This is a genomic window from Streptomyces hyderabadensis (assembly GCF_020404845.1).
GTDB lineage: Bacteria > Actinomycetota > Actinomycetes > Streptomycetales > Streptomycetaceae > Streptomyces > Streptomyces hyderabadensis.
Genome location: NZ_JAIOJZ010000021.1, coordinates 96,833 through 121,031, shown reverse-complemented (window position 1 = coordinate 121,031; position 24,199 = coordinate 96,833). Strand labels below are relative to the sequence as shown.

Genomic DNA, 24,199 nt, shown 5'->3' with positions numbered 1-24,199 from the left:
CCCGTGGCAGTCAAGATCAAGCTGAAGCGTCTGGGCAAGATCCGTTCGCCTCACTACCGCATCGTCGTCGCCGACTCCCGTACCCGCCGTGACGGCCGGGCCATCGAGGAGATCGGCAAGTACCACCCGACGTACAACCCGTCGGTGATGGAGGTCGACGCCGAGCGTGTCGCGTACTGGCTCGGTGTCGGCGCCCAGCCGACCGAGCCCGTGCTCGCCATCCTGAAGAAGACCGGCGACTGGCAGAAGTTCAAGGGCGAGCCCGCCCCGGCTCCGCTGCTGCAGCCGGCCGAGAAGGCGGCCCGCCCGTCCTTCGAGGCGATCGGTGGCGAGGACGAGGGCAAGGGTGAGGCGATCACCCAGAAGAAGAAGGCCGACAAGAAGGACGAGGCCGCCGCCGAGTCCTCCGCGTCCGAGGCCTGAGCATGCTCGAGGAGGCTCTCGAGCACCTCGTGAAGGGCATCGTCGACAACCCTGACGATGTGCAGGTCGCCTCGCGCAACCTGCGCCGCGGGCGGGTGCTCGAGGTCCGGGTCCACCCCGACGACCTCGGAAAGGTGATCGGCCGCAACGGCCGCACCGCACGCGCCCTGCGCACCGTCGTGGGCGCCATCGGCGGGCGCGGTGTCCGTGTCGACCTCGTCGACGTGGACCACGTCCGCTGACGCCAATCGCAGCACCGGCTCGGGCCGGGGAGGGCCACTGGGCCGTCCCCGGCCCGCAGTCGTATGAGCCCCTCGTGCGGGCTCGTCGCAGTTCCGACAGGAGATCAAGCACAGTGCAGCTGGTAGTCGCGCGCATCGGCCGCGCCCACGGGATCAAGGGCGAGGTGACCGTCGAGGTCCGCACGGACGAGCCGGAGCTGAGGCTCGGACCCGGCGCGGTCCTGGCCACCGACCCCGCCTCCGCCGGGCCGCTCACCATCGAGACCGGCCGGGTGCACAGCGGCCGCCTGCTGCTGCGCTTCGCCGGTGTCCAGGACCGCACCGGCGCCGAGGCGCTGCGCAACACCCTGCTGATCGCCGACGTGGACCCGGACGAGCGGCCCGAGGACGAGGACGAGTACTACGACCACCAGCTGATCGACCTCGACGTGGTGACCGCCGACGGCACCGAGGTCGGCCGCATCACCGAGATCTCCCACCTGCCCACGCAGGACCTGTTCGTGGTGGAGCGTCCCGACGGCAGCGAGGTCTACGTGCCGTTCGTCTCCGAGATCGTTACCGACATCGACCTCGACGCGCAGCGCGCGGTCATCGACCCGCCGCCCGGACTGATCGACGACCGGGCCGAGGTCGCCTCCGCGCGGGACGCCGCCGAGGACGAGGGGCACGGCGCGTAATGCGGCTCGACGTCGTCACGATCTTCCCCGAGTACCTGGAACCGCTGAACGTCTCCCTGGTCGGCAAGGCACGCGCGCGCGGACAGCTCGGCGTCCACGTACACGACCTGCGCGACTGGACGTACGACCGCCACAACACGGTCGACGACACCCCCTACGGCGGCGGCCCCGGCATGGTCATGAAGACCGAGCCCTGGGGCGACGCGCTGGACTCCGTGCTGGCCGACGGCTACGAGACGGGGTCCGGCGAGCCCGCCCTGATCGTGCCCACGCCCAGCGGCCGGCCCTTCACCCAGGAACTCGCCGTCCACCTCTCCGAGCGGCCCTGGCTGATCTTCACGCCCGCCCGCTACGAGGGCATCGACCGCCGGGTCGTCGACGAGTACGCGACCCGGATGCCCGTCTACGAGGTGTCCATCGGCGACTACGTCCTGGCCGGCGGCGAGGCGGCCGTACTGGTCGTCACCGAGGCCGTGGCCCGGCTGCTGCCCGGTGTGCTGGGCAACGCCGAGTCCCACCGGGACGACTCCTTCGCCCCCGGCGCCATGGCCAACCTGCTGGAGGGCCCCGTCCACACCAAGCCGCCCCTGTGGCGCGGGCGCGGCATCCCGGACGTGCTGCTCAGCGGTCACCACGGGAAGATCGCCCGCTGGCGCCGGGACGAGGCACTGCGCCGCACAACGGCCAACCGGCCCGACCTGATCGAACGGTGCGATCCCGCCGCCTTCGACAAGAAGGACCGCGAGATGCTGTCCATCCTGGGCTGGCAGCCCGACCCGGACGGGGAGCCGTACGGCCGATTTTGGCGCAGGACCCCGGGCATGGAAGAATAGGCGGCTGTTGTGCGTCCGTCCGGAGCGCGCCCCTGCCACAGGGGGACACGACGCCCGTCCCGACCCGCACGACACTGATTCCGAAACACCTAGTTTCCGTCGATGACCTGTGGCATCGGCGAAGAAAGCAGACGAAATGTCTCACCTGCTCGACTCCGTCGACGCCGCGTCGCTGCGCAGCGACGTCCCGGCCTTCCGCCCCGGCGACACCGTCAACGTCCACGTGCGCGTCATCGAGGGCAACCGCTCCCGTGTGCAGCAGTTCAAGGGCGTCGTCATCCGCCGTCAGGGCGCCGGCGTGCGCGAGACCTTCACGGTCCGCAAGGTCTCCTTCTCCGTCGGCGTCGAGCGCACCTTCCCGGTGCACACCCCGATCGTGGAGAAGATCGAGCTCGTCACCAAGGGTGACGTCCGCCGCGCCAAGCTGTACTACCTGCGCGAGCTGCGCGGCAAGGCCGCGAAGATCAAGGAGAAGCGCGAGAGCTGAGCGCCCTCCGGGGTCCGCGCCGGGGCCGGATAGCATCTGGCCCCGATGGACACCGAAACACAGCACACGGAGCGCGACCGCTCCTCCCGCCCTTCCGACTCCGAGCAGCGCTCGGATCCGGAGGGCCCGGAGGAACGGTCGCGTTCCGCGTTCGCGGGGCGGATCACGGATTGGGTGCCGGGCGGCCGGATCACCGTGGCCCTGCTGGTCTTCCTGCTGTTCCTGCTGCTGGTCAGCACCTTCGTGCTGCAGCCGTTCCAGATCCCCAGCGGATCGATGGAGCGCGGATTGAGGATCGGTGACCGGGTTCTCGTAAATAAGTTGGCGTACCGTTTCGACGGCCGGCCGCGGCGGGGCGACGTCGTCGTCTTCGACGGCACCGGGAGCTTCGGGCACGGCGACTACATCAAACGCGTTGTCGGTGTGGGCGGGGACCACGTGGTGTGCTGCGACGAGGAGGGGAGGGTCCGGGTGAACGGCCAGTCGGTCGACGAGTCGGCGTTCCTGTACCCCGGCGACCGCCCGTCCACGGTCCCCTTCGACGTCGTCGTCCCCGAGGGCACCCTCTTCGTCCTGGGCGACCACCGGGCCGACTCCAGCGACTCCCGCGACCACCTGGGCTCCCCGGGGGGCGGGATGGTTCCGCTCGACGACGTGATAGGCCGCGCCGACTGGATCGTCTGGCCCTTCGGCCGCGCCACCCACCTCGACCGTCCCGACGCCTACGCGCGCGTGCCGGACGCGGAGGCCGACGCCCAGTCCGCCGCCGGGGCCCGGTCCGCGCCCGCCGGGGACGCCGATGGGTAGCCGGGGCAAGCCGCGGGGAGCGCCCAGCAGCCCCGCGGAGAACCTGCTGCCCACCGGTTCGAGGCGCACCGCCGCGCCGTCCGGCGGCCGTTCGCGCGCCGAGCGCCGCAAACTCCAGCGCAAGGTCAAGCGGCGGCGCAGGCGAGGCGCCGTCAAGGAGATCCCGCTCCTCATCGGCGTCGCGGTCCTCATAGCGCTGGTGCTCAAGACCTTCCTCGTCCAGGCCTTCGTGATCCCCTCGGGCTCCATGGAGCAGACCATCCGGATCGGCGACCGGGTCCTGGTGGACAAGCTGACCCCCTGGTTCGGCTCCGAGCCGCAGCGCGGGGACGTCGTCGTCTTCCGGGACCCGGGCGGCTGGCTGGCGGGCGAGCAGACCACCAAGAAGGACGACCCCGTCGTCGTCAAACAGGTCAAGGAAGGCCTCGCCTTCATCGGTCTGCTGCCGTCCGACGACGAGAAGGACCTCATCAAGCGGGTCGTCGGCGTGGGCGGGGACCACGTCAAGTGCTGCGACAAACAGGGGCGCGTCACCGTCAACGGCGTTCCCCTGAACGAGGACTACCTCTACCCCGGCGACACCCCGTCCCGGACGCCGTTCGACGTCACCGTCCCCGAGGGGCGGTTGTGGGTGATGGGCGACCACCGGTCCAACTCCGCCGACTCCCGCGCCCACCAGGAGACCGACTTCGGCACCGTGTCCCAGGACGAGGTGGTGGGGCGGGCCATGGTGATCGCGTGGCCGTTCGGACACTGGACCACGCTGGACGAGCCGAAAACGTACGCGTCCGTGTCCGACGCGGCCTCCGGTTCGACCGCCGCTCCCGAACTGTCGCATAGGGTTGCCCCCTACGATCCGAACGATCCGAACGCGATGATTGAACTCCCGACCCCTGCGGAACTCCCGCTCGTTATGGGAGTGGTGGGCCTGCGCCGTATCCGGGGCAGGCGGCGGCAGAGAGTAAGGAGTTGGCGTGGGGGATGTGGCGGTTGGCGCACGGTCCGGTCACGACGGCGAGGAGAACCGCGGACGCCCCGAGGAGAGGTCCGGTCCGGCCGCGGTCGGCTCCCCGGACTCCGGGTACGGCTCCGGAACCGAGGACGGCACGGTGACGAACGGACAGCACGGCCAGCACGGACACAACGGCGGGACCGAGGACGAGGGGGTCGGCGGGACACCGCCCGCGACACCTCCGGCAGCCAAGAAGCAGCGTTCCTTCTGGAAGGAACTGCCGATCCTGATCGGCATCGCGCTGGTGCTCGCCCTGCTGATCAAGACGTTCCTGGTGCAGGCGTTCTCGATCCCGTCGTCCTCGATGGAGAACACCCTGCAGATCGGTGACCGGGTGCTGGTCGACAAGCTGACCCCCTGGTTCGGCTCGGAGCCCGAGCGCGGCGAGGTCGTCGTCTTCCACGACCCGGCCGACTGGCTGGCGGGCGAGCCGACGCCCGACCCGAACGCGTTGCAGACCGTCCTCAGCTGGATCGGCCTGATGCCGTCCGCGGACGAGAAGGACCTGATCAAGCGGGTCATCGGCGTCGCCGGCGACACGGTCGAGTGCAACAAGACCGGCCCGCTCAAGGTCAACGGCAAGGCGCTGAACGAGCCGTACGTCTACCCGGGCAACACGCCGTGCTCGGACGACGACCAGGGCGGGCGGTTCAAGGTCACGGTGCCCGAGGGCAAAATCTGGGTCATGGGCGACCACCGGCAGAACTCCCGGGACTCGCGCTACAACCAGTCGGACAAGAACGGCGGCATGGTCCCGGTGGACGAGGTCGTCGGCCGCGCCATCGTGGTCGCCTGGCCGATGGACCGCTGGAGCACGCTGCCGATCCCGGACACTTTCGGCCAGGACGGCCTGCAGGCCCAGGCCGGGTCCTCGGCCGCCGCGGCGCTGTCGGTCGCTCCCCAGGGCATGGCCGTCGCCGGCGTAGTCCCGTTCGTCTGGTGGCGCCGTCGCCGCACCGCCCCCGCCGAGACCCGCTGAGCCCACGGCACCGCACCGAGGTTCGACGAGCCCCCTTCCGGCCGCCGGGAGGGGGCTGCCCCGTCCCGGTACCGCCGGGTAAGGTGCGGCTCCATGGGTGGCGAGAGCACGACACGTACGGTCCCGCGCGGTGGCGCAGCGAACAGGGGCCCGGCGGGCAGCCGGACCGGGCAGCGGCTGTCCAACATCGCGGTGGCACTGGGTCTGGTGCTGTTCCTCGGCGGATTCGCCTGGGGAGCGGTGGTCTACCGGCCGTACACCGTGCCGACCAGCTCCATGACGCCGACGATCGACGCCGGTGACCGGGTCCTGGCACAGCGCATCGACGGCGCCGACGTGCGCCGCGGCGACGTCGTCGTCTTCAAGGACGCGAGCTGGGCCAACGCCCCGATGGTCAAGCGGGTCGTCGCCGTCGGCGGGGACACCGTCTCCTGTTGCCAGGAGGGCAAGCTGAAGGTCAACGGCAAGGTGATCGAGGAGCCGTACCTGCCCGCCGGCACACCGGCCGAGATCAGCGACTTCCAGACCGTGACCGTCCCCCAGGGCCGCCTGTTCCTGCTCGGCGACGAGCGCGACAACTCCGTGGACTCCACCGCCCACCTCACCGACACGGCCCGCGGCACCGTCTCGCGCGGCGCCGTGGACGCCCGCGTGGACGCCGTGGCCTGGCCGATGGACGGCATGCTGGAGCGGCCCACCGGCTTCGAGACGCTGGGCGACCTGTCCTCGCCGGGTCCGCTGCGGACCGTCGTCGCCCTGGTGATCGCCGGGGCCGTGCTGATCCTGGGGGGTGCGGCCTACGGTCCGCTCGCCAAGCGGGCCGGGGCCTCCCGGGCCCGGAAGGGGGCGGAGCCGACCAGTGGCCGCTGAGACGACGCCGGCCGGGCAGGACACCTACCAGGGGGGACTGCGCCCCGTCGCCCGGGTCGTCCTGCTCGACCCCGAGGACCGCATCCTGCTGCTGCACGGCCACGAACCGGACGATCCGGCCGACGACTGGTGGTTCACCCCCGGCGGCGGCGTCGAGGGCGAAGAGACCCGTGAGCAGGCCGCCCGGCGCGAGCTGCTGGAGGAGACCGGCATCACCGACGTCGAACTCGGCCCGGTGCTGTGGCGGCGCAGGTGCTCCTTCCCCTTCGCGGGCCGCCGCTGGGACCAGGACGAGTGGTACTACCTGGCCCGCACCACCCGGACCGCGACCGAGGCCGTCGGCCTCGGCCTCACCGAACTGGAGCGGCGCAGCGTCGCGGGCGCACGCTGGTGGACGTGTGAGGAACTGACCCGGGCACGTGAGACGGTGTATCCGACCAGACTCGCCGAGCTGCTGCGCACGCTGCTCGACGAAGGTCCCCCGGCCGGGCCGGTGACCCTGGACACCGAAATCGTCTAGGGGCGCACGGGACTGGCGCACAATGGGGGGACCGCACGGCTGAAGGGGAACATGCCATGAGCGCCGAGGACCTCGAGAAGTACGAGACCGAGATGGAGCTCAAGCTCTACCGGGAGTACCGCGATGTCGTCGGTCTGTTCAAATACGTGATCGAGACCGAGCGGCGTTTCTACCTCACCAACGACTACGAGATGCAGGTGCACTCGGTGCAGGGCGAGGTGTTCTTCGAGGTCTCCATGGCTGATGCCTGGGTCTGGGACATGTACCGGCCGGCCCGGTTCGTCAAGCAGGTGCGGGTGTTGACGTTCAAGGACGTGAACATCGAGGAGCTGAACAAGAGCGACCTGGAGCTTCCCGGCGGCTGAGTGCGCGGCTGAGTACGCGGCTGGGTGTCACTCGTGTGAGTGACGAGGTTGTCCACAGCCGTCCGGCCGTCCACCAAGATCCAACAGCTCGCTGCACAGCCCTCATCGTTGGCGCCGGAGGTGGTGCCGACATGAACGCACGAGGTGCGATGGGCAAGTACGGCGAGACCCTCGCCGCGCGCCGGCTGACCGGGGCCGGAATGACCGTCCTGGAGCGCAACTGGCGCTGTGGGAAGACCGGCGAGATCGACATCGTGGCCCGGGACGGGGACGTCCTGGTGGTGTGCGAGGTCAAGACGCGCAGGGGCGGCTCCTTCGAGCACCCGATGGCCGCCGTGACTCCCGAGAAGGCGGAGCGGCTGCGGCGGCTCGCGGAGCGCTGGATCCAGACCCACGGGGGAGCACCGCCCGGTGGCGTGCGCATCGACCTGGTCGGCGTGCTCCTGCCGCAGCGCGGCGCCCCCGTGGTCGAGCACGCCCGGGGGGTGGCGTGATGGGGTTCGCGCGTACGTGCTCCGTGGCGCTCGTCGGCGTCGAGGGCGTGGTGGTCGAGGTGCAGGCCGACCTGGAACCGGGCGTCGCGGCGTTCACCCTGGTGGGGCTGCCGGACAAGAGCCTCACGGAGAGCCGGGACCGGGTGCGGGCGGCCGTGGTCAACTCGGGCGCGGAGTGGCCGCAGAAGAAGCTGACGGTGGGACTCAGCCCGGCCTCGGTGCCCAAGAGCGGCAGCGGCTTCGACCTCGCCGTCGCCGCGAGCGTCCTGGGCGCGGCGGAGCGGATCGACCCGCGGGTGCTGGCCGACATCGTGATGATCGGAGAGCTGGGTCTGGACGGCCGGGTGCGGCCGGTGCGCGGCATCCTGCCGTCGGTGCTCGCCGCGGCGGAGGCGGGGTACGAACAGGTGGTCGTACCGGAGTGCGCCGCCGCCGAGGCCTCCCTGGTGCCCGGGGTGTCGGTGCTCGGAGTGCGCAGCCTGCGCCAGCTGATCGCCGTCCTCGCCGACGAACCCGTGCCGGAGGAGGAGCAGGACCCGCAGGGCCGCCCCGACCCGCTGCTGGCCGGTCTGCGCATGCCCGGCACCGGCGCGGCCACCGGAATGCACAGCGTCGGAGCGGCGCAGCACGACCACGGCCACGACCTCGCCGACGTCGTCGGCCAGGAATCCGCGCGCACCGCGGTGGAGGTCGCCGCGGCGGGCCGCCACCACCTGTTCCTGGAGGGACCGCCGGGCGCCGGCAAGACCATGCTGGCCGAACGGCTGCCCGCCGTCCTGCCCCGGCTCTGCCGGGCGGAGTCCCTGGAGGTCACCGCCGTGCACTCGGTGGCGGGACTGCTGCCACCGGGCAAGCCCATGATCGACACGGCTCCCTACTGCGCTCCCCACCACAGCGCCACCATGCAGTCCCTCGTCGGGGGCGGCCCCGGCACGGCCCGGCCGGGAGCCGTGTCGCTGGCACACCGAGGCGTCCTGTTCCTGGACGAGACCCCGGAGTTCAGCAGCCACGCACTCGACGCCCTGCGCCAGCCGCTGGAGGCCGGGCACGTCGTCATCGCGCGCAGCGCGGGGGTGGTGCGGTTCCCGGCGCGGTTCCTGATGGTGCTCGCCGCCAATCCCTGCCCCTGCGGCAGGTTCTCGCGGGCCGACGAGTCGTGCGAGTGCTCGCCCGCGGCGATCCGCCGCTACCAGGCCCGGCTGTCCGGACCGCTGCTCGACCGGGTCGACCTGCGGGTCGAGGTGGACCGGGTCACGCGCAGCCAGCTGGCGGGGGAGGGCCCCCGGGGCGACTCCACCGCGGCCGTCGCCGACCGGGTCCGGGCGGCTCGGGAGCGGTCGGCCGCCCGCCTCGCGGGGACGCCGTGGCGGTCGAACAGCGAGGTGCCCGGCCGGGAGCTGCGCAGCCGCTGGCGCGCCGCGCCCGGTGCGCTGGAGGAGGCGGAGCGCTGTCTGGAACGCGGTGTGCTCACCGCCCGCGGACTCGACCGGGTCCTGCGCGTCGCCTGGACCGTCGCCGACCTCGTCGGCCACGACCGCCCCGACGCCCGGGACGTCGCTCTGGCCCTGCAACTGCGCACCGGGGTCCCGCGGGGCGTCCCGATGGCCCTGGGAGCACTGACGTGAGCCGGGACACTGGGCCGTGCGGGGGCGGTGGGATCGCGCCCTCGGAGCGCAGCGCGGTGAGCGGGGAGGCCACGCCGGCCGGGCGCGGTGCCGTGGGCGGGGAGATCGCGCATCCGGGGAACAGCGCGGTGAGCGGGCGGAACACCCCGGTCGGGGGCGGCGGCGCGACTGGGAAGGCTTCGCCTCCGAGGGGCACCGCCCGGGGCGGGTACGCGACACCCACGCCGAGGGGCGAGCCTCTCTTCCGTGACGATGCCGTGTTCCCCGGCCGGGGCGATGAGGTCGAGGGGGACGCGGTGACGCGTGCTGCGGCCGAGGACGGCGGGACGGGGAGTGCGGAACGGGTCCGGGCGACCGCCGCGCCACGGGAGGATGCCGTGACCGGACCTGGCGTCGAATGGGTCCGGGGGCCCGCCGTGCCACGGGAGGATGCCGTGACCGCGCCTGGCGCCCGGGACCGGAGCGCGGCGGCGGACGGCGATGACGCGCGCGGTGACGGTGCACCGGTCGGGCCGCAGCTCGGGGCGGGGCAGGGGGCCGGGGCGGCCGAGGACGGCGGGACGGGGAGTGCCGAACGGGTCCGGGTGACCGCCGCGCCACGGGAGGATGCCGTGGCTGGACCTGGCGTCGAACGGGTCCGGGGGTCCGCCGTGCCACGGGACGGCGCCGTGACCGGGCCTGGCGCCCGGGGCCGGAGCGCGGCGGCGAAGGGCGATGACGCGCGCGGTGATGGCGTGCATGGCGATGGCGCGCGCGGTGACGGTGCACCGGTCGGGACGCAGCCCGCGGCCGGGCAGCGGGCCGGGGGCGGCGCCCCTGTCGGCGCCGTTGTCGGCGCCCGTGTCGGCGGGGCGCCGGGTGGCGTGGGTGCCGGTGTCGACGGGAGCGGGGCGCGGGGCGGTCGGCCCGGGGACGGTGAGCTGCTCGCGGACCGTGAGCGGCTTGGGCGGGTCTTCCTTGCCCGGGTGCTAGAGCCCGGCGACGAGACGGGCGGTCGGTGGGTGCGCGAACGGGGCGTCCTGGAGGTGGCGCGGCGCCTGCGCGAGGGCGGGCGCGCCCTGCCCGGGGTGAGCGAGAAGCGGTGGGCGGGGCTGTGTGCCCGGGCGGAGCGGGCCGATCCCCGCCGTGACCTGGCCGACGCCCGGTCCGCGGGGGCGCGGTTCGTGGTCCCCGGGACCGCGGAGTGGCCGGGGCAGCTCGACGACCTCGGTGACGCCCGGCCGCTCGGACTGTGGGTGCGGGGCGGTCCCAGCCTGCGCATGTGGGCGCTCAGGTCGGTCGCCGTGGTCGGCGCCCGCGCCTGCACCGAGTACGGCGCCCACATGGCCGTCACCCTCGCCGCCGGTCTGGCCGAGCGCGGCTGGGTCGTGGTGTCCGGCGGCGCCTACGGGATCGACGGCGCCGCCCACCGCGGTGCCCTCGGGGCCGGCGGCGCCACCGCGGCGGTCCTCGCCTGCGGGGTCGACCGCCCCTACCCTCCCGGGCACACCGCGCTGATCACCAGGATCGCCGAGCAGGGCCTGGTCGTCGGAGAGCTGCCGCCGGGCGACCATCCCACCCCGAGCAGATTCATCCTGCGCAACCGGGTCATCGCCGCGCTCACCCGCGGCACCGTGGTCGTCGAGGCCGCCTACCGCAGCGGTTCGCTGGTGACCGCCCGAGCCGCCCGGCGGCTGGGCCGGCACGTCATGGGCGTGCCGGGACCGGCGACCAGCGCCCTCTCCGCCGGGGTGCACGAGTTGCTGCGCGGCGACGCGGTGCTGGTGGGCGACGCCGCCGAGGTGGTCGAGCTGGTCGGCGACATGGGGGAGCTGCCTCCCGAGCGGCGCGGACCCGTGCTGCCCACCGATCTCCTGGAGCCCCGGACCCGCCAGGTGCTGTCCGGGCTCCCCGGGAGAGGTACGGCGACGCCGACGGAGGTGGCACGCCGCGCCCAGACCACCGTGGACGACGCGATCGCGAGGCTGTACGAACTTCGAGCACTCGGTTACGTCGAACGACACGGCGACGGCTGGAAGTTGACACGCCAGGCGATGATCTCGGTTCGCGGTGGCCGCGGCCCGTGCTGACGCACCGTGTTCGGCCGTCCGGGGGAACCCCGACGCCCGTGGGGATTCTGGCAGTTGAAGTATTCGAGTGATCACCCAGAGCGATCATCGTCCCCCCTGTAGAGCGTTCGGCGGAACGTATCTGCGTAGGGTGCCCGCCCGCTCCTTCGCACACCGCGACGGTCCAGTCACGCTACGCTCACGATGACCCCCACACAGACGGCCGACAGCAGACGAACAACCAGAAAGCAGACCGGCGGCCTCAGACAGATCCACCTCACGGCAGAACGGCACTAGGCGACGAATGCCCCAGCACACCTCCGGGTCCGACCGGGCGGCGATCCCCCCAGCCGCCCGCGACGGTGGCAGCGTGCGACCGTCCGCCCCCTCGACGCTCGACGAGTTGTGGCGGTCGTACAAGGCGACCGGCGACGAGCGGCTGCGGGAACAGCTGATCCTGCACTACTCGCCCCTGGTGAAATACGTGGCGGGCCGCGTCAGCGTGGGGCTGCCGCCCAATGTCGAGCAGGCCGACTTCGTCTCCTCCGGGGTGTTCGGGCTGATCGACGCCATCGAGAAGTTCGACGTCGACCGGGAGATCAAGTTCGAGACGTACGCCATCACCCGGATCCGGGGCGCGATGATCGACGAACTGCGCGCCCTGGACTGGATCCCGCGCTCGGTGCGGCAGAAGGCACGGAACGTGGAGCGCGCCTACGCGACGCTGGAGGCCCGGCTGCGCCGTACCCCCTCGGAGAGCGAGGTCGCAGCGGAGATGGGGATCGCGGTGGAGGACCTGCACGCGGTCTTCAGCCAGCTGTCGCTGGCCAACGTGGTGGCCCTGGAGGAGTTGCTGCACGCCGGGGGCGAGGGCGGCGACCGGCTGAGTCTGATGGACACGCTGGAGGACACCGCCGCCGACAATCCGGTGGAGGTCGCCGAGGACCGGGAGCTGCGACGGCTCCTGGCCCGGGCGATCAACACGCTGCCGGAGCGCGAGAAGACCGTGGTCACGCTGTACTACTACGAGGGCCTCACCCTCGCCGAGATCGGGAACGTGCTGGGTGTGACCGAGAGCAGGGTCAGTCAGATCCACACCAAGTCGGTCCTGCAACTGCGCGCCAAGCTGGCTGGTTTCGGCCGCTGAACCGGATCCGCGGCAGCGGCTCGGACCCCGCCGGCGACCCGCCCGCCGGTCCTGCGGCCGGGTGGACGACTCCCGCACGGGAGGCCGCGTCCGTAAAGTGGTGACGTGCCAAGGATTCGAGCGGCCTCTGTGGCCGAGCACCGGTCGATGCAGCGTGCCGCCCTGCTGGACGCGGCACGTTCCCTGCTGTCCGACGGCGGAACGGAGGCGCTGACCTTCCCCGCCCTCGCCGAACGGACGGGCCTCGCCCGCTCGTCCGTCTACGAGTACTTCCGTTCCCGGGCGGCGGTGGTCGAGGAGCTGTGCGCCGTCGACTTCCCCGTCTGGGCCGCGGAGGTCGAGGCCGCGATGGAGCGCGAGACGGCGCCCGAGGCCAAGGTCGAGGCGTATGTGCGCACCCAGCTCGACCTGGTCGGGGACCGGCGGCACCGGGCCGTCGTGGCCATCTCCGCGAGCGAGCTGGACGCCGGCGCCCGGGAGAAGATCCGGGCCGCCCACGGCGGGCTGGTCGCGATGATCGTCGAGGCGCTGGGCGAGATGGGGCACGGTCAGCCGCGGCTGGCGGCGATGCTCCTCCAGGGCGTCGTCGACGCCGCCGTACGGCGGATCGAACTGGGCGCGGCGGAGGAGCCGACGGCGATCACCGAGGCGGCGGTCTCCATGGCGCTGCGCGGTGTGCGGGGCTGATCTCCGCGCGGCCGGGCACCGCCACCCCCAGGACCGGCAGCAGCCGCGACGGGCCCGTGTCCAGCAGCCACGGCGGGAGCAGGGACAGCGGGTTCAGATAGACCTCGCCCCGCAGCAGGCCCCAGTGCAGGCAGGCCGTGCAGTGCGGCCCCGCCGGCTCCACCGTGCCGAGCACCTCCCCGGCCGCGACCTCGTCGCCCTTGCGCACGGCCGCCCTGACCGGGCCGTACGTCGTCCGCAGCGGTGGTTCACCCGTCCCCGTCAGCTCCACCGAGACCACGCCCCGGCCCCCGACCGGTCCCGCGAAGGACACCCGACCCGCCGCCACCGCCCGCACCGGCGTGCCGCTGCTCGCGGCGAGGTCCACGCCGCGGTGCCCCCGTCCGTACGGGGTCGCCGGGGGCTCCCAGCCCCGCAGGACCACGGGCCGGGTGCCGACCGGCCAGTGCCGGGCCACGGCCGGCACCGCCGGGTCGGGCAGCTCCCACCCGGCCGGCGCCGGCGCCGGCCGCGGCGGCCCCGCCGCCCGGAGAGCAGGGACGGCAAGGAGGGTCAGCACGGCAAGGAAGGGCAGGACGGCCGGCAGCACTGCCAGCCGGACGCACGTCCTCACCCATCGCATCGTTCGCATGGCAGCACCGTCCCGCACCGCGACCCGGTGCCGCCCGGCCCTGTGGACGGCGGACCGCTTGTGGACAGCCGCGTCACCCGGTACCCCGCGGGTCCCGTACACTTCTGGTGGCGATCCGGGTCACCGGGTCGACTTCGCACGCCCCGACACGAGGCCTCACAACGCTCGTGTCAGCGCCCCTCGGTCCCTAGTGGCAGGCGCGTCGCGGGCGTCAGGCGCGGGAGCCGTCCGGCTCGCGCGGCACAACCGAGAAAATCAAGGAGATACGGCCATGGCCGTCGTCACGATGCGGGAGCTGCTGGAGAGCGGCGTCCACTTCGGTCACCAGACCCGCCGTTGGAACCCGAAGATGAAGCGCTTCATCTTCACCGAGCGCAACGGCATCTACATCATCGACCTGCTCCAGTCGCTGTCGTACATCGACCGCGCCTACGAGTTCGTCAAGGAGACCGTCGCCCACGGCGGCACGGTCATGTTCGTCGGCACGAAGAAGCAGGCGCAGGAGGCCATCGCCGAGCAGGCCACCCGCGTCGGCATGCCCTACGTCAACCAGCGCTGGCTGGGCGGCATGCTCACCAACTTCTCGACCGTCTACAAGCGCCTGCAGCGCCTCAAGGAGCTCGAGCAGATCGACTTCGAGGACGTGGCCGCCTCCGGCCTCACCAAGAAGGAGCTGCTGGTCCTCTCCCGCGAGAAGGCCAAGCTGGAGAAGACCCTCGGCGGTATCCGCGAGATGTCCAAGGTGCCCAGCGCCGTCTGGATCGTGGACACCAAGAAGGAGCACATCGCGGTCGGCGAGGCCCGGAAGCTCAACATCCCGGTCGTCGCCATCCTCGACACCAACTGCGACCCCGACGAGGTCGACTACAAGATCCCGGGCAACGACGACGCGATCCGCTCCGTCACCCTGCTCACCCGCGTGATCGCCGACGCCGTCGCCGAGGGCCTCATCGCCCGCTCCGGTGCCGCCGGTGGCGCCAAGGGCGAGAAGGCCGCCGGCGAGCCGCTCGCCGAGTGGGAGCGCGACCTGCTCGAGGGCGAGAAGGCCGAGAAGAAGGACGACGCCGAGGCCGCCGAGAAGCCCGCCGAGGCCCCGGCCGCCGACGCCGCCCCGGCTGCCGAGGCCACCGAGGCCCCGGCCGCCGACGCCCCGGCCGCGGACGCCGAGCAGGCCTGACCCCTCACCACCTTCGGGTACCGGACGGCGGGGGCCCACGAAGCCCCCGCCGTCCGGCCCGTAGATCTTCAGACTTCGAGAGAGATTCCGGAATCATGGCGAACTACACCGCCGCCGACGTCAAGAAGCTCCGCGAGCTCACCGGCGCCGGCATGATGGACTGCAAGAAGGCGCTGGACGAGGCCGAGGGCAACGTCGAGAAGGCCGTCGAGGCGCTCCGCATCAAGGGCCAGAAGGGCGTCGCCAAGCGCGAGGGCCGCTCGGCCGAGAACGGCGCGGTCGTCTCGATCATCGCCGACGACAACACCTCGGGTGTCCTCGTCGAGCTGAAGTGCGAGACGGACTTCGTCGCCAAGGGCGAGAAGTTCCAGTCCGTGGCCAAGACCATCGCCGAGCACGTCGCCAAGGCCGCCCCGGCCGACCTGGAGGCCCTGCTCGCCTCCGAGATCGAGCCCGGCAAGACCGTCCAGGCGTACGTGGACGAGGCCAACGCCAACCTCGGCGAGAAGATCGTCCTGGACCGCTTCGCGCAGTTCTCCGGCGGCTTCGTGACCGCGTACATGCACCGCACGATGCCCGACCTGCCCCCGCAGATCGGTGTCCTCGTCGAGCTGGACAAGCCCAACGCCGAGATCGCCAAGGGCGTCGCCCAGCACATCGCCGCCTTCGCGCCGAAGTACCTCTCCAAGGAGGACGTGCCGGCCGAGGTCGTCGAGACCGAGCGCCGCGTCGCCGAGGAGACCACCCGCGCCGAGGGCAAGCCCGAGGCCGCCCTGCCGAAGATCGTCGAGGGTCGCCTCAACGGCTTCTTCAAGGACGCCACCCTGCTCGGCCAGCCCTACGCCCTGGACAACAAGAAGTCCGTCCAGAAGGTGCTGGAAGAGGCCGGTGTCAGCCTGAAGCGCTTCTCGCGCATCAAGGTCGGCATCTGAGTCCGTACCGCGACGGACGTACGACCCCGGTAGGGTCGACAGCAGTCGTCGGCGCCGTTCGCGTATGCCGTTGCGTACGCGCGCGTGGCGGCGGACGACAGCAGATCTGACGAGGAGGCCATTGCCGCGTATGGGATGCGAAACACGCCCCCACCGGCAGTGGCCTTCTTCGTGTGTGTGACCCACGTAAAAGAGGCGAGATCTCCATGACCACCAAGGCCGAGAAGAGCGACGACGGCAAAGTACGCGGCCGCTTCATGCTGAAGCTGTCCGGAGAGGCCTTCTCCGGCGGTGGGGGCCTGGGCGTCGACCCCGACGTGGTGCACGCCATCGCCCGCGAGATCGCGGCCGTCGTCCGGGACGGCGCCCAGATCGCGATCGTCATCGGCGGCGGCAACTTCTTCCGCGGCGCCGAGCTGCAGGTGCGCGGCATGGACCGCGCCCGCTCCGACTACATGGGCATGCTCGGCACCGTGATGAACTGCCTGGCCCTCCAGGACTTCCTGGAGAAGGAGGGCGTCGACTGCCGCGTGCAGACCGCCATCACCATGGGCCAGGTCGCCGAGCCCTACATCCCGCTGCGCGCCGTGCGCCACCTGGAGAAGGGCCGCGTGGTCATCTTCGGCGCCGGTATGGGCATGCCGTACTTCTCCACCGACACCACCGCCGCCCAGCGCGCCCTCGAGATCGACGCCGAGGCGCTGCTCATGGGCAAGAACGGCGTGGACGGGGTCTACGACTCCGACCCGAAGGCCAACCCGGACGCCGTCAAGTTCGACGCGCTCGGCTACGGCGAGGTCATCACCCGCGACCTGAAGGTCGCCGACGCCACGGCCGTCACGCTCTGCCGCGACAACAGCCTCCCGATCGTGGTCTTCGAGCTGTTGAAGGAGGGCAATATCGCCCGCGCCGTCAAGGGTGAGAAGATCGGCACGCTTGTGGGTGACCAGGGCAGCCGGGACTGACCGGAGAACACCCCCCGTCCGCGGACGCCACCTGTCCGGGGGACGGACGGGACGGGACCGGGCCGGGGGATGGACAATGTCCCGCCGGTCGGGAACCGTGCAGGAAGAACGCGACGCAGCCGGCCGCCGCCCGCAGGGAACCGCAGCCGGGCCTACTCAAGACACGCAGGAGCAAGTGGTGATCGAAGAGACCCTCCTCGAGGCCGAGGAGAAGATGGAGAAGGCCGTCGTGGTCGCCAAGGAGGACTTCGCCGCGATCCGCACCGGACGTGCGCACCCGGCGATGTTCAACAAGATCGTGGCCGACTACTACGGCGCGCCGACGCCGATCAACCAGCTGGCCTCGTTCTCCGTGCCCGAGCCGCGGATGGCCGTGGTGACCCCCTTCGACAAGAGCGCCCTGCGCAACATCGAGCAGGCGATCCGCGACTCCGACCTGGGCGTCAACCCGAGCAACGACGGCAACATCATCCGGGTGGTGTTCCCCGAGCTGACCGAGGAGCGCCGCCGGGAGTACATCAAGGTGGCCAAGGGCAAGGGCGAGGACGCCAAGGTCTCGATCCGCTCCGTGCGCCGCAAGGCCAAGGACGCCATCGACAAGATGGTCAAGGACGGCGAGGTCGGCGAGGACGAGGGCCGCCGTGCGGAGAAGGAGCTGGACGACACCACCGCCAAGTACGTCGCGCAGGTGGACGAGCTCCTGAAGCACAAGGAAGCGGAGCTGCTCGAGGTCTGATGAACGACTCTTCCTGGGGAGCGCCGCCACAAGCCGGGTACTGGGGGCCGTCCGACCAGGGACCCGTCCAGGGCGCCGGCCCGGCGGGTCCCGCGTACGATGCGCACTACGCGCAGCAGACTCGCCCCATGCCCATCGTGCCCGACGTACCCGAACACGGCGGAGACCAGGACGACGACCAGGGGACCGCTCGGCTGAGCGGTCCCTTGTTCCGGGACGAGCCGTTCCACGACCAGCCCGTTCGCGACGAGCCGTATCGCGACCCGAGTCCGTCGGCGCAGCCGTATGCGGCGGTGCCGCAGAATCCGGAGCCCATGCCCGACGCCCCGCAGCCGGCGCAGTCCCAGCCGTCGCAGAAGAAGAGCGCGGGGCGCGACCTGGGTGCCGCGATAGGGGTCGGCGTCGGCCTCGGCGTGGTGATCATCGCGTCGCTGTTCGTCGTCAAGGCCGTCTTCGTCGGTGTGATCGCGGTCGCCGTCGTGGTGGGCCTGTGGGAGCTGACCTCGCGGCTCCAGGAGCGCAAGGGCATCAAGGCGCCCCTCGTCCCGCTCGCGATCGGCGGCGCCGCGATGGTGGTCGCCGGCTATGCGCGCGGGGCCGAGGGGGCGTGGGTCGCGATGGCGCTGACGGCGCTCGCGGTGCTGGTCTGGCGGATGACGGAGCCGCCCGAGGGGTACCTCAAGGACGTCACGGCAGGCCTGTTCGCCGCGTTCTACGTGCCGTTCCTGGCCACGTTCGTCGCCATGATGCTGGCGGCCGACGACGGCGCCTGGCGGGTGCTGGTCTTCCTGATACTGACCGTCGTCAGCGACACCGGGGCCTACGCCGTCGGCTGGCGCTTCGGCAAGAAGAAGCTCGCCCCGCGCATCAGCCCCGGCAAGACCCGCGAGGGCCTGGTGGGAGCGGTGGCGTTCGCGATGGCGGCGGGCGCGCTGTGCGTGCAGTTCCTGATCGACGACGGCACCTGGTGGCAGGGCCTGCTGCTCGGCCTCGTGGTCGCGATCAGCGCCACCCTGGGCGACCTTGGCGAGTCCATGATCAAGCGGGACCTCGGCATCAAGGACATGGGCACCCTGCTGCCGGGCCACGGCGGCATCATGGACCGCCTGGACTCCCTGCTGCCGACGGCGCCGGTGGTGTGGCTGCTGCTGGTGATCTTCGTCGGCTCGGGTTGACAGCCATCGGGTAGTCTGGAAGGGCCTGCGGCTTCCGGCTGCGGGCCCTTCCGTGTGTCCCCGCCCGGTGCGGGGGTCTTCCAGTGAGGTCTCCTGGCTTCGGCATGGTCCCGCCGTTGTCCCCGCCGACGCGGGGGGTTGCCACAGGCCCGCCGTCCTGAGGAGTTGTCCGACCGTGGCCCGTCCCGCCCCCGGTGAGCTGACCTTTGCCGCGCCCCGCGGGGCGAAGCGGCCGCCGCGGCACCTTGCCGACCTCACGCCCGCCGAGCGCAAGGAGGCCGTCGCCGCGATCGGTGAGAAGCCGTTCCGCGCGAAGCAGCTCTCCCAGCACTACTTCGCGCGGTACGCGCACGCCCCCGAGCAGTGGACGGACATCCCCGCCGGTTCGCGCGAGGGGCTGCGGGAGGCGCTGCTGCCCGAGCTGATGACGGTCGTGCGGCACCTGTCGACCGACCAGGGGACCACGCGCAAGACGCTGTGGAAGCTGTTCGACGGGACGCTCGTCGAGTCCGTCCTCATGCGCTACCCGGACCGGGTGACCATGTGCATCAGCTCCCAGGCCGGCTGCGGCATGAACTGCCCGTTCTGCGCCACCGGCCAGGCCGGCCTGGACCGGAACCTGTCGACCGCCGAGATCGTGCACCAGATCGTGGACGGCATGCGGGCGCTCAGGGACGGCGAGGTCCCGGGAGGCCCCGCCCGGCTCAGCAACATCGTCTTCATGGGCATGGGCGAGCCCCTCGCCAACTACAACCGCGTCGTCGGTTCCATCCGCCGCCTCACCGACCCCGAGCCCGACGGTCTCGGGCTGTCCCAGCGCGGCATCACCGTCTCCACGGTCGGCCTCGTCCCGGCGATCCACCGCTTCGCCGACGAGGGCTTCAAGTGCCGCCTCGCCATCTCCCTGCACGCCCCCGACGACGAGCTGCGCGACACCCTGGTCCCCGTCAACACCCGGTGGAAGGTGCGCGAGGTGCTGGACGCCGGGTTCGAGTACGCGGCGAAGTCCGGGCGCCGGCTGTCCATCGAGTACGCCCTGATCCGCGACATCAACGACCAGGCCTGGCGCGGTGACCGGCTCGGGCGGCTGCTCAAGGGCAAGCCCGTGCACGTCAACCTGATCCCGCTGAACCCCACGCCCGGCTCCAAGTGGACCGCGTCCCGGCCCGAGGACGAGAAGGCGTTCGTGGAGGCGATCGCGGCGCACGGTGTGCCGGTGACGATCCGGGACACCCGTGGGCAGGAGATCGACGGGGCGTGTGGTCAGCTCGCCGCGAGCGAGCGGTAACCTGACCGACGGAAGTACGTCAGCACAGTCACATCTTCATATTCCGACAGGGGAGCGCCACAGCGCTGAGAGTGCGGCACCGGCCGCAGACCCTCCGAACCTGGCCCAGGTCATTCTGGGTAGGGAGATCGGTCACCACTCGAGCTGTTGCGCCCTGCCCGGGACCCTCGCCAGGGGTCCCGGGCGGGGCCGCGTCTTCTCCTGGTCACCCAGGAGGAATTCAGTGAGCATCACCAAGAAGGTCAGTGTCCTGGCCGTCGGACTCGGCATGGTCGGCACGCTGGCCGCCTGCGGATCCTCGTCCGACGACGCCGGCGGCAGCGGTTCCGGCGGCTCCAAGACCGTGACCCTGGTCAGCCACGACTCGTGGGCCGCGTCCAAGGACGTGATCGCCGCCTTCGAGAAGGAGTCGGGCTACCAGGTCAAGGTCCTGGAGGACGGCGACGCCGGCCAGGCCGTCAACAAGGCCATCCTCACCAAGGACAACCCGCAGGGCGACGTCTTCTTCGGCGTCGACAACACCCTGCTGTCCCGCGCCCTCGACAACGGCCTGTTCCAGCCGTACGAGGCGAAGGGCTCCGACCAGGTCCGGCCCGAGTACCGGACGGACCAGGACAAGCACCGGGTCACCCCCGTCGACACCGGCGACATCTGCGTCAACTACGACAAGGCGTACTTCAGCAAGCACGGGCTGACCCCGCCCACGTCCTTCGACGACCTCCTCAAGCCCGAGTACAAGGACCTGCTCGTCACCGAGAACGCGGGCAGTTCCTCGCCCGGTCTCGGCTTCCTGCTCGGCACCGCCGCCCAGTACGGGGACGACGGCTGGGAGGGCTACTGGAAGAAGCTGAAGGCGAACGGCGTCAAGGTCGTCGACAGCTGGGAGCAGGCGTACAACGAGGAGTTCTCCGGCTCGGCCGGCGGCAAGAAGGCCAAGGGCGACCGGCCCCTCGTCGTCTCCTACGCCTCCTCCCCGCCCGTCGAGGTCGTCTACGCCGATCCGCAGCCGGCCACCGCCCCCACCGGGGTCGCCGACGGCACCTGCTTCCGGCAGGTCGAGTACGCGGGCCTGCTCAGCAACGCCCGGAACCCCGAGGGCGGCAGGGCCCTCCTCGACTTCCTGCTGAGCAAGTCCTTCCAGGAGGACATGCCGCTGAACATGTTCGTCTACCCGGTGCGGGAGGGCGCGCAGGTCCCCGAGGTGTTCTCGAAGTTCGGGCCGCAGGCGAAGGACCCGCAGACCCTCGACCCGGCGAAGATCGCCGGCAACCGCGACCAGTGGGTCAAGTCGTGGACCTCGCTCGTACTGAAGTGACCCGCCCGGGCAAGCAGGCGGTGAGGCCGGCCCGGACCGCGCGCGGCAGCGCGGTCCGGCTCGGCCTGATGGCCGTGCCCGTCGCGTTCTTCGCGGTGTTCTTCGCCTACCCCGTCGCCGCCATCGTCGCGCGCGGCCTCGACGTCGACGGGGTCTGGCGGCTCGGGCGGATCGGGGACGTGCTCGCGCAGTCCGACGTGCAACACGTGCTGTGGTTCACCACCTGGCAGGCGCTGGCTTCCACCGCGCTCACGCTGCTGGTCGCCCTGCCCGGCGCCTATGTCTTCGCCCGCTTCGACTTTCCCGGCAAGCAGGTGCTGCGGGCCGTGGTGACAGTGCCGTTCGTGCTGCCGACGGTCGTCGTCGGCACGGCGTTCCTGGCGCTGGTCGGGCGCGGCGGGCTGCTCGACGAACTGTGGGGCCTGCGCCTGGACACCACGGTGTGGGCGATCCTGCTCGCGCACGTCTTCTTCAACTACGCCGTCGTCGTCCGCACCGTCGGCGGACTCTGGGCGCAGCTCGACCCGCGGCAGGAGGAGGCCGCGCGGATGCTCGGCGCCTCCCGGCTGCGGGCCTGGCGGCAGGTGACACTGCCCGCGCTGGCGCCCGCCGTGGCCGCCGCCGCGCTGATGGTCTTCCTGTTCACCTTCACCTCCTTCGGTGTCGTGCAGATCCTCGGCGGGCCCACCTTCTCCACCCTGGAGGTGGAGATCTACCGCCAGACCTCGCAGGTCTTCGACCTGTCCACGGCCGCCGTGCTGACGCTGGTCCAGTTCGCCGCCGTCGCCGCGGTCCTCGCCGTGCACGCCTGGACGGTGCGGCGGCGCGAGAGCGCGCTCCGGCTGGTGGACGCCGCCACGACCGCGCGCCGGCCGCGCGGGGCCGGGCAGTGGGCGCTGCTCACCGGGGTCCTGGGCGTGATCGTGGTCCTGCTGGTGCTGCCGCTCGCGGTGCTGGTCCAGCGGTCGCTGGGCGCGTCCGGCTTCGGCTACTACCGGGCGCTGACCAGCGAGGACGGCGGGGCCTTCCTCGTCCCGCCGATCGAGGCGATCGGCAACTCCCTCCAGTACGCCGTCGCCGCCACCGCCATCGCCGTGGTGATCGGCGGGCTGGCCGCCGCCGCGCTCACCCGGCGCGACGCGGGCCGCTTCGTGCGCGGCTTCGACGCGCTGCTGATGCTGCCGCTCGGCGTCTCGGCCGTGACGGTCGGCTTCGGCTTCCTGATCGCGCTGGACGAACCCCCGCTGGACCTCAGGTCCTCCTGGATCCTGGTGCCGCTCGCGCAGGCGCTGGTGGGCGTCCCCTTCGTCGTACGGACCATGCTGCCGGTGCTGCGTGCGGTGGACGGGCGGCTGCGGGAGGCGGCGGCGGTGCTCGGCGCGTCGCCGTGGCGGGTGTGGCGCGAGGTGGACCTGCCGATGGTGCGGCGGGCACTGCTGGTCGCGGCCGGGTTCGCCTTCGCGGTGTCGCTGGGCGAGTTCGGCGCGACGGTGTTCATCGCGCGGCCGGACAACCCGACGCTGCCGGTCGCCGTGGCCCGGCTGCTGGGGCGGCCCGGAGACATGAACTACGGCCAGGCGATGGCCCTTTCGACGATTCTGATGCTGGTGTGCGCGGTGGCCCTGGTGGTGCTGGAGCGGCTGCGGACCGACCGGAGCGGGGAGTTCTGACATGCCGCCGACGCCGCCGGTGCAGCCGACGCCGCCCGAGCCGACGCCGCCGCCCATGCCGTCGAGCCTGCTGAGCCTCGAAGGCGCCACCGTCCGCTTCGGCGGCCGGGCCGTGCTCGACGCCGTCGACCTGGGGGTCGCCGAGCACGAGGTGGTGTGCGTGCTCGGGCCCAGCGGCAGCGGCAAGTCGACGCTGCTGCGGGCCGTCGCCGGGCTCCAGCCGCTGGACGCCGGGCGGGTGACCCTGGACGGGCGGGACCAGTCGGGGGTGCCCGCGCACAAGCGCGAGGTCGGGCTGATGTTCCAGGACCACCAGCTGTTCCCGCAGCGCGACGTGGCCGGGAACGTCGCCTTCGGGCCGCGGATGCGCGGCGCCTCCCGGGCCGAGCAGCAGGCTCGGGTGGGAGAGTTGCTGGAGCTGGTCGGGCTGCCGGGCGCCGCCCGCCGGTCCGTCGCCGCGCTCTCCGGCGGGGAGCAGCAGCGGGTGGCGCTGGCCCGTGCGCTGGCGCCCAGGCCGCGGCTGCTGATGCTGGACGAGCCGCTCGGCCAGCTGGACCGCTCGCTGCGAGAGCGCCTCGTGGTGGAACTGCGGGAGCTGTTCGGGAGGTTGGGCACCACGGTGCTGGCCGTGACACACGACCAGGGCGAGGCGTTCGCGCTCGCCGACCGGGTCGTGGTGATGCGCGACGGGCGGATCGCGCAGTCGGGGACGCCGCTGGAGGTGTGGCAGCGGCCGGCGGACGCCTTCGTGGCACGCTTCCTCGGCTTCGACAACGTGGTCGAGGCGTCCGTCGCCGGGCAGGCCGCGGACACGCCGTGGGGCAAGCTGCCGGTGCCCGAGGACGCCCCGCAGGGCACCCGGACGGTGCTCGTGCGGCCGGCCGGGGTCCGCGTCGTCCCCGCCGACGAGGGCCTGCGCTGCACGGTCACGGCCCGCACCTTCCGCGGCACGCACGTCGCCGTGCACCTCCAGCCCGAGGACGCGCCCCGCCTGGAGGCGGCCTGCGCGCTGCGGGCGGCGCCGGAGGTCGGGGCGGCGGTCGGGGTGGAGTTCGACGCGGCCGAAATCGTCGTGCTCGGCTGATCGTTCCGCT

At 72.1% G+C, this 24,199-nt stretch carries 25 protein-coding genes, 1 pseudogene and 1 riboswitch; of the genes and pseudogenes, 25 read left to right on the top strand and 1 reads right to left on the bottom strand.

Annotated elements, in window-relative coordinates; genetic code table 11:
- The first annotated feature begins 3 nt into the window (after positions 1-3).
- The 16 genes and pseudogenes from rpsP (at position 4) to K7854_RS18365 (ending at position 13,216) form a co-directional block, all read left to right on the top strand.
- Complete coding sequence (gene rpsP, locus K7854_RS18440) at positions 4-423, top strand: 30S ribosomal protein S16 (RefSeq protein ID WP_007444852.1); 420 nt, start codon at positions 4-6, stop codon at positions 421-423.
- Between the two features lie 2 nt (positions 424-425).
- Entirely contained in the window at positions 426-665 is a 240-nt protein-coding gene (locus K7854_RS18435) for an RNA-binding protein (protein WP_003973401.1), read from the top strand.
- Between the two features lie 113 nt (positions 666-778).
- Positions 779-1,342: a ribosome maturation factor RimM gene (gene rimM / locus K7854_RS18430; protein ID WP_226027619.1), complete on the top strand. Its 564-nt coding sequence runs from the start codon at positions 779-781 to the stop codon at positions 1,340-1,342.
- A complete protein-coding gene (trmD, locus tag K7854_RS18425) occupies positions 1,342-2,175 on the top strand; it encodes a tRNA (guanosine(37)-N1)-methyltransferase TrmD (RefSeq protein WP_226027618.1) in 834 nt (277 codons plus the stop codon). The genes rimM and trmD overlap by 1 nt, the downstream gene beginning before the upstream one ends.
- Before the next feature lie 136 nt (positions 2,176-2,311).
- On the top strand, positions 2,312-2,662 hold the full coding sequence (gene rplS / locus K7854_RS18420; RefSeq protein WP_007444857.1) for a 50S ribosomal protein L19: 351 nt from the start codon (positions 2,312-2,314) through the stop codon (positions 2,660-2,662).
- A 45-nt stretch (positions 2,663-2,707) separates the two neighbouring features.
- Positions 2,708-3,469, top strand: coding sequence for a signal peptidase I (gene lepB / locus K7854_RS18415; protein ID WP_226027617.1), 762 nt, complete (start codon positions 2,708-2,710; stop codon positions 3,467-3,469).
- Positions 3,462-4,553 (top strand): annotated as a pseudogene (gene lepB, locus K7854_RS18410) (signal peptidase I); the annotation flags it as partial. The gene lepB (K7854_RS18415) and the pseudogene lepB (K7854_RS18410), both read left to right, overlap by 8 nt.
- Positions 4,444-5,460 (top strand): signal peptidase I, encoded by a 1,017-nt coding sequence (lepB, locus tag K7854_RS18405; RefSeq protein WP_226027616.1) that lies wholly within the window; start codon positions 4,444-4,446, stop codon positions 5,458-5,460. The pseudogene lepB (K7854_RS18410) and the gene lepB (K7854_RS18405), both read left to right, overlap by 110 nt.
- Positions 5,461-5,553: 93 nt before the next feature.
- Positions 5,554-6,330 (top strand): signal peptidase I, encoded by a 777-nt coding sequence (gene lepB, locus K7854_RS18400; RefSeq protein ID WP_226027615.1) that lies wholly within the window; start codon positions 5,554-5,556, stop codon positions 6,328-6,330.
- Positions 6,320-6,850 (top strand): NUDIX hydrolase, encoded by a 531-nt coding sequence (locus K7854_RS18395; RefSeq protein WP_226027614.1) that lies wholly within the window; start codon positions 6,320-6,322, stop codon positions 6,848-6,850. The genes lepB (K7854_RS18400) and K7854_RS18395 overlap by 11 nt, the downstream gene beginning before the upstream one ends.
- A 56-nt stretch (positions 6,851-6,906) precedes the next feature.
- On the top strand, positions 6,907-7,215 hold the full coding sequence (locus K7854_RS18390) for a DUF2469 domain-containing protein (protein WP_003965949.1): 309 nt from the start codon (positions 6,907-6,909) through the stop codon (positions 7,213-7,215).
- 131 nt (positions 7,216-7,346) lie between these two features.
- Positions 7,347-7,709, top strand: coding sequence for a YraN family protein (locus tag K7854_RS18385; RefSeq protein WP_226027613.1), 363 nt, complete (start codon positions 7,347-7,349; stop codon positions 7,707-7,709).
- Positions 7,709-9,334: a YifB family Mg chelatase-like AAA ATPase gene (locus K7854_RS18380; protein ID WP_226027612.1), complete on the top strand. Its 1,626-nt coding sequence runs from the start codon at positions 7,709-7,711 to the stop codon at positions 9,332-9,334. Before K7854_RS18385 ends, K7854_RS18380 begins: the two co-directional genes overlap by 1 nt.
- A gap of 920 nt (positions 9,335-10,254) precedes the next feature.
- A complete protein-coding gene (dprA, locus tag K7854_RS18375; RefSeq protein ID WP_226027631.1) occupies positions 10,255-11,403 on the top strand; it encodes a DNA-processing protein DprA in 1,149 nt (382 codons plus the stop codon).
- Positions 11,404-11,686: 283 nt separating this feature from the next.
- On the top strand, positions 11,687-12,529 hold the full coding sequence (whiG, locus tag K7854_RS18370; protein ID WP_226027611.1) for an RNA polymerase sigma factor WhiG: 843 nt from the start codon (positions 11,687-11,689) through the stop codon (positions 12,527-12,529).
- A gap of 129 nt (positions 12,530-12,658) precedes the next feature.
- Entirely contained in the window at positions 12,659-13,216 is a 558-nt protein-coding gene (locus K7854_RS18365; protein ID WP_226027630.1) for a TetR/AcrR family transcriptional regulator, read from the top strand.
- Here the strand turns inward: K7854_RS18365 and K7854_RS18360 are convergent.
- Entirely contained in the window at positions 13,170-13,847 is a 678-nt protein-coding gene (locus K7854_RS18360) for a M23 family metallopeptidase (protein ID WP_226027610.1), read from the bottom strand. The two genes, K7854_RS18365 and K7854_RS18360, sit on opposite strands and share 47 nt — an antisense overlap.
- Before the next feature lie 271 nt (positions 13,848-14,118).
- Here K7854_RS18360 and rpsB point away from each other — a divergent pair, with 271 nt between their 5' ends.
- The 9 genes from rpsB to K7854_RS18315 all read left to right on the top strand — a co-directional run bounded on the left by rpsB (position 14,119) and on the right by K7854_RS18315 (position 24,189).
- Positions 14,119-15,024 carry a 30S ribosomal protein S2 gene (rpsB, locus tag K7854_RS18355; RefSeq protein ID WP_226027609.1) on the top strand — a complete coding sequence of 302 codons (906 nt, stop codon included), beginning with the start codon at positions 14,119-14,121 and terminating at the stop codon, positions 15,022-15,024.
- 95 nt (positions 15,025-15,119) lie between these two features.
- Positions 15,120-15,956, top strand: a complete 837-nt coding sequence (gene tsf, locus K7854_RS18350; protein WP_226027608.1) for a translation elongation factor Ts — start codon at positions 15,120-15,122, stop codon at positions 15,954-15,956.
- A gap of 206 nt (positions 15,957-16,162) precedes the next feature.
- A complete protein-coding gene (gene pyrH / locus K7854_RS18345) occupies positions 16,163-16,921 on the top strand; it encodes a UMP kinase (protein WP_226027607.1) in 759 nt (252 codons plus the stop codon).
- Between the two features lie 178 nt (positions 16,922-17,099).
- Entirely contained in the window at positions 17,100-17,657 is a 558-nt protein-coding gene (gene frr / locus K7854_RS18340) for a ribosome recycling factor (protein ID WP_189233079.1), read from the top strand.
- On the top strand, positions 17,657-18,832 hold the full coding sequence (locus K7854_RS18335; protein WP_226027606.1) for a phosphatidate cytidylyltransferase: 1,176 nt from the start codon (positions 17,657-17,659) through the stop codon (positions 18,830-18,832). Before frr ends, K7854_RS18335 begins: the two co-directional genes overlap by 1 nt.
- Positions 18,833-19,007: 175 nt before the next feature.
- Complete coding sequence (gene rlmN / locus K7854_RS18330; protein ID WP_226027605.1) at positions 19,008-20,120, top strand: dual-specificity RNA methyltransferase RlmN; 1,113 nt, start codon at positions 19,008-19,010, stop codon at positions 20,118-20,120.
- A 38-nt stretch (positions 20,121-20,158) separates the two neighbouring features.
- Positions 20,159-20,264, top strand: a riboswitch (TPP riboswitch).
- A 79-nt stretch (positions 20,265-20,343) separates the two neighbouring features.
- On the top strand, positions 20,344-21,435 hold the full coding sequence (locus K7854_RS18325) for a thiamine ABC transporter substrate-binding protein (RefSeq protein ID WP_226027604.1): 1,092 nt from the start codon (positions 20,344-20,346) through the stop codon (positions 21,433-21,435).
- Positions 21,411-23,105 (top strand): ABC transporter permease, encoded by a 1,695-nt coding sequence (locus tag K7854_RS18320; protein ID WP_372481044.1) that lies wholly within the window; start codon positions 21,411-21,413, stop codon positions 23,103-23,105. Before K7854_RS18325 ends, K7854_RS18320 begins: the two co-directional genes overlap by 25 nt.
- Positions 23,106-23,160: 55 nt before the next feature.
- Positions 23,161-24,189, top strand: coding sequence for an ABC transporter ATP-binding protein (locus K7854_RS18315; protein ID WP_226027628.1), 1,029 nt, complete (start codon positions 23,161-23,163; stop codon positions 24,187-24,189).
- Positions 24,190-24,199: the final 10 nt, after the last annotated feature.

Excerpts from the sequence above, each read along its gene's own strand:
- lepB (WP_226027615.1), top strand. The coding sequence starts at position 5,554 with ATGGGTGGCGAGAGCACGACACGTACGGTCCCGCGCGGTGGCGCAGCG.
- whiG (WP_226027611.1), top strand. The coding sequence starts at position 11,687 with ATGCCCCAGCACACCTCCGGGTCCGACCGGGCGGCGATCCCCCCAGCC.
- K7854_RS18315 (WP_226027628.1), top strand. The coding sequence starts at position 23,161 with ATGCCGTCGAGCCTGCTGAGCCTCGAAGGCGCCACCGTCCGCTTCGGC.
- K7854_RS18335 (WP_226027606.1), top strand. The coding sequence starts at position 17,657 with ATGAACGACTCTTCCTGGGGAGCGCCGCCACAAGCCGGGTACTGGGGG.
- K7854_RS18360 (WP_226027610.1), bottom strand. The coding sequence starts at position 13,847 with ATGCGAACGATGCGATGGGTGAGGACGTGCGTCCGGCTGGCAGTGCTG.
- K7854_RS18390 (WP_003965949.1), top strand. The coding sequence starts at position 6,907 with ATGAGCGCCGAGGACCTCGAGAAGTACGAGACCGAGATGGAGCTCAAG.
- K7854_RS18435 (WP_003973401.1), top strand. The coding sequence starts at position 426 with ATGCTCGAGGAGGCTCTCGAGCACCTCGTGAAGGGCATCGTCGACAAC.
- K7854_RS18385 (WP_226027613.1), top strand. The coding sequence starts at position 7,347 with ATGAACGCACGAGGTGCGATGGGCAAGTACGGCGAGACCCTCGCCGCG.
- lepB (WP_226027617.1), top strand. The coding sequence starts at position 2,708 with ATGGACACCGAAACACAGCACACGGAGCGCGACCGCTCCTCCCGCCCT.
- tsf (WP_226027608.1), top strand. The coding sequence starts at position 15,120 with ATGGCGAACTACACCGCCGCCGACGTCAAGAAGCTCCGCGAGCTCACC.
- rplS (WP_007444857.1), top strand. The coding sequence starts at position 2,312 with ATGTCTCACCTGCTCGACTCCGTCGACGCCGCGTCGCTGCGCAGCGAC.
- pyrH (WP_226027607.1), top strand. The coding sequence starts at position 16,163 with ATGACCACCAAGGCCGAGAAGAGCGACGACGGCAAAGTACGCGGCCGC.
- rpsB (WP_226027609.1), top strand. The coding sequence starts at position 14,119 with ATGGCCGTCGTCACGATGCGGGAGCTGCTGGAGAGCGGCGTCCACTTC.
- K7854_RS18380 (WP_226027612.1), top strand. The coding sequence starts at position 7,709 with ATGGGGTTCGCGCGTACGTGCTCCGTGGCGCTCGTCGGCGTCGAGGGC.
- trmD (WP_226027618.1), top strand. The coding sequence starts at position 1,342 with ATGCGGCTCGACGTCGTCACGATCTTCCCCGAGTACCTGGAACCGCTG.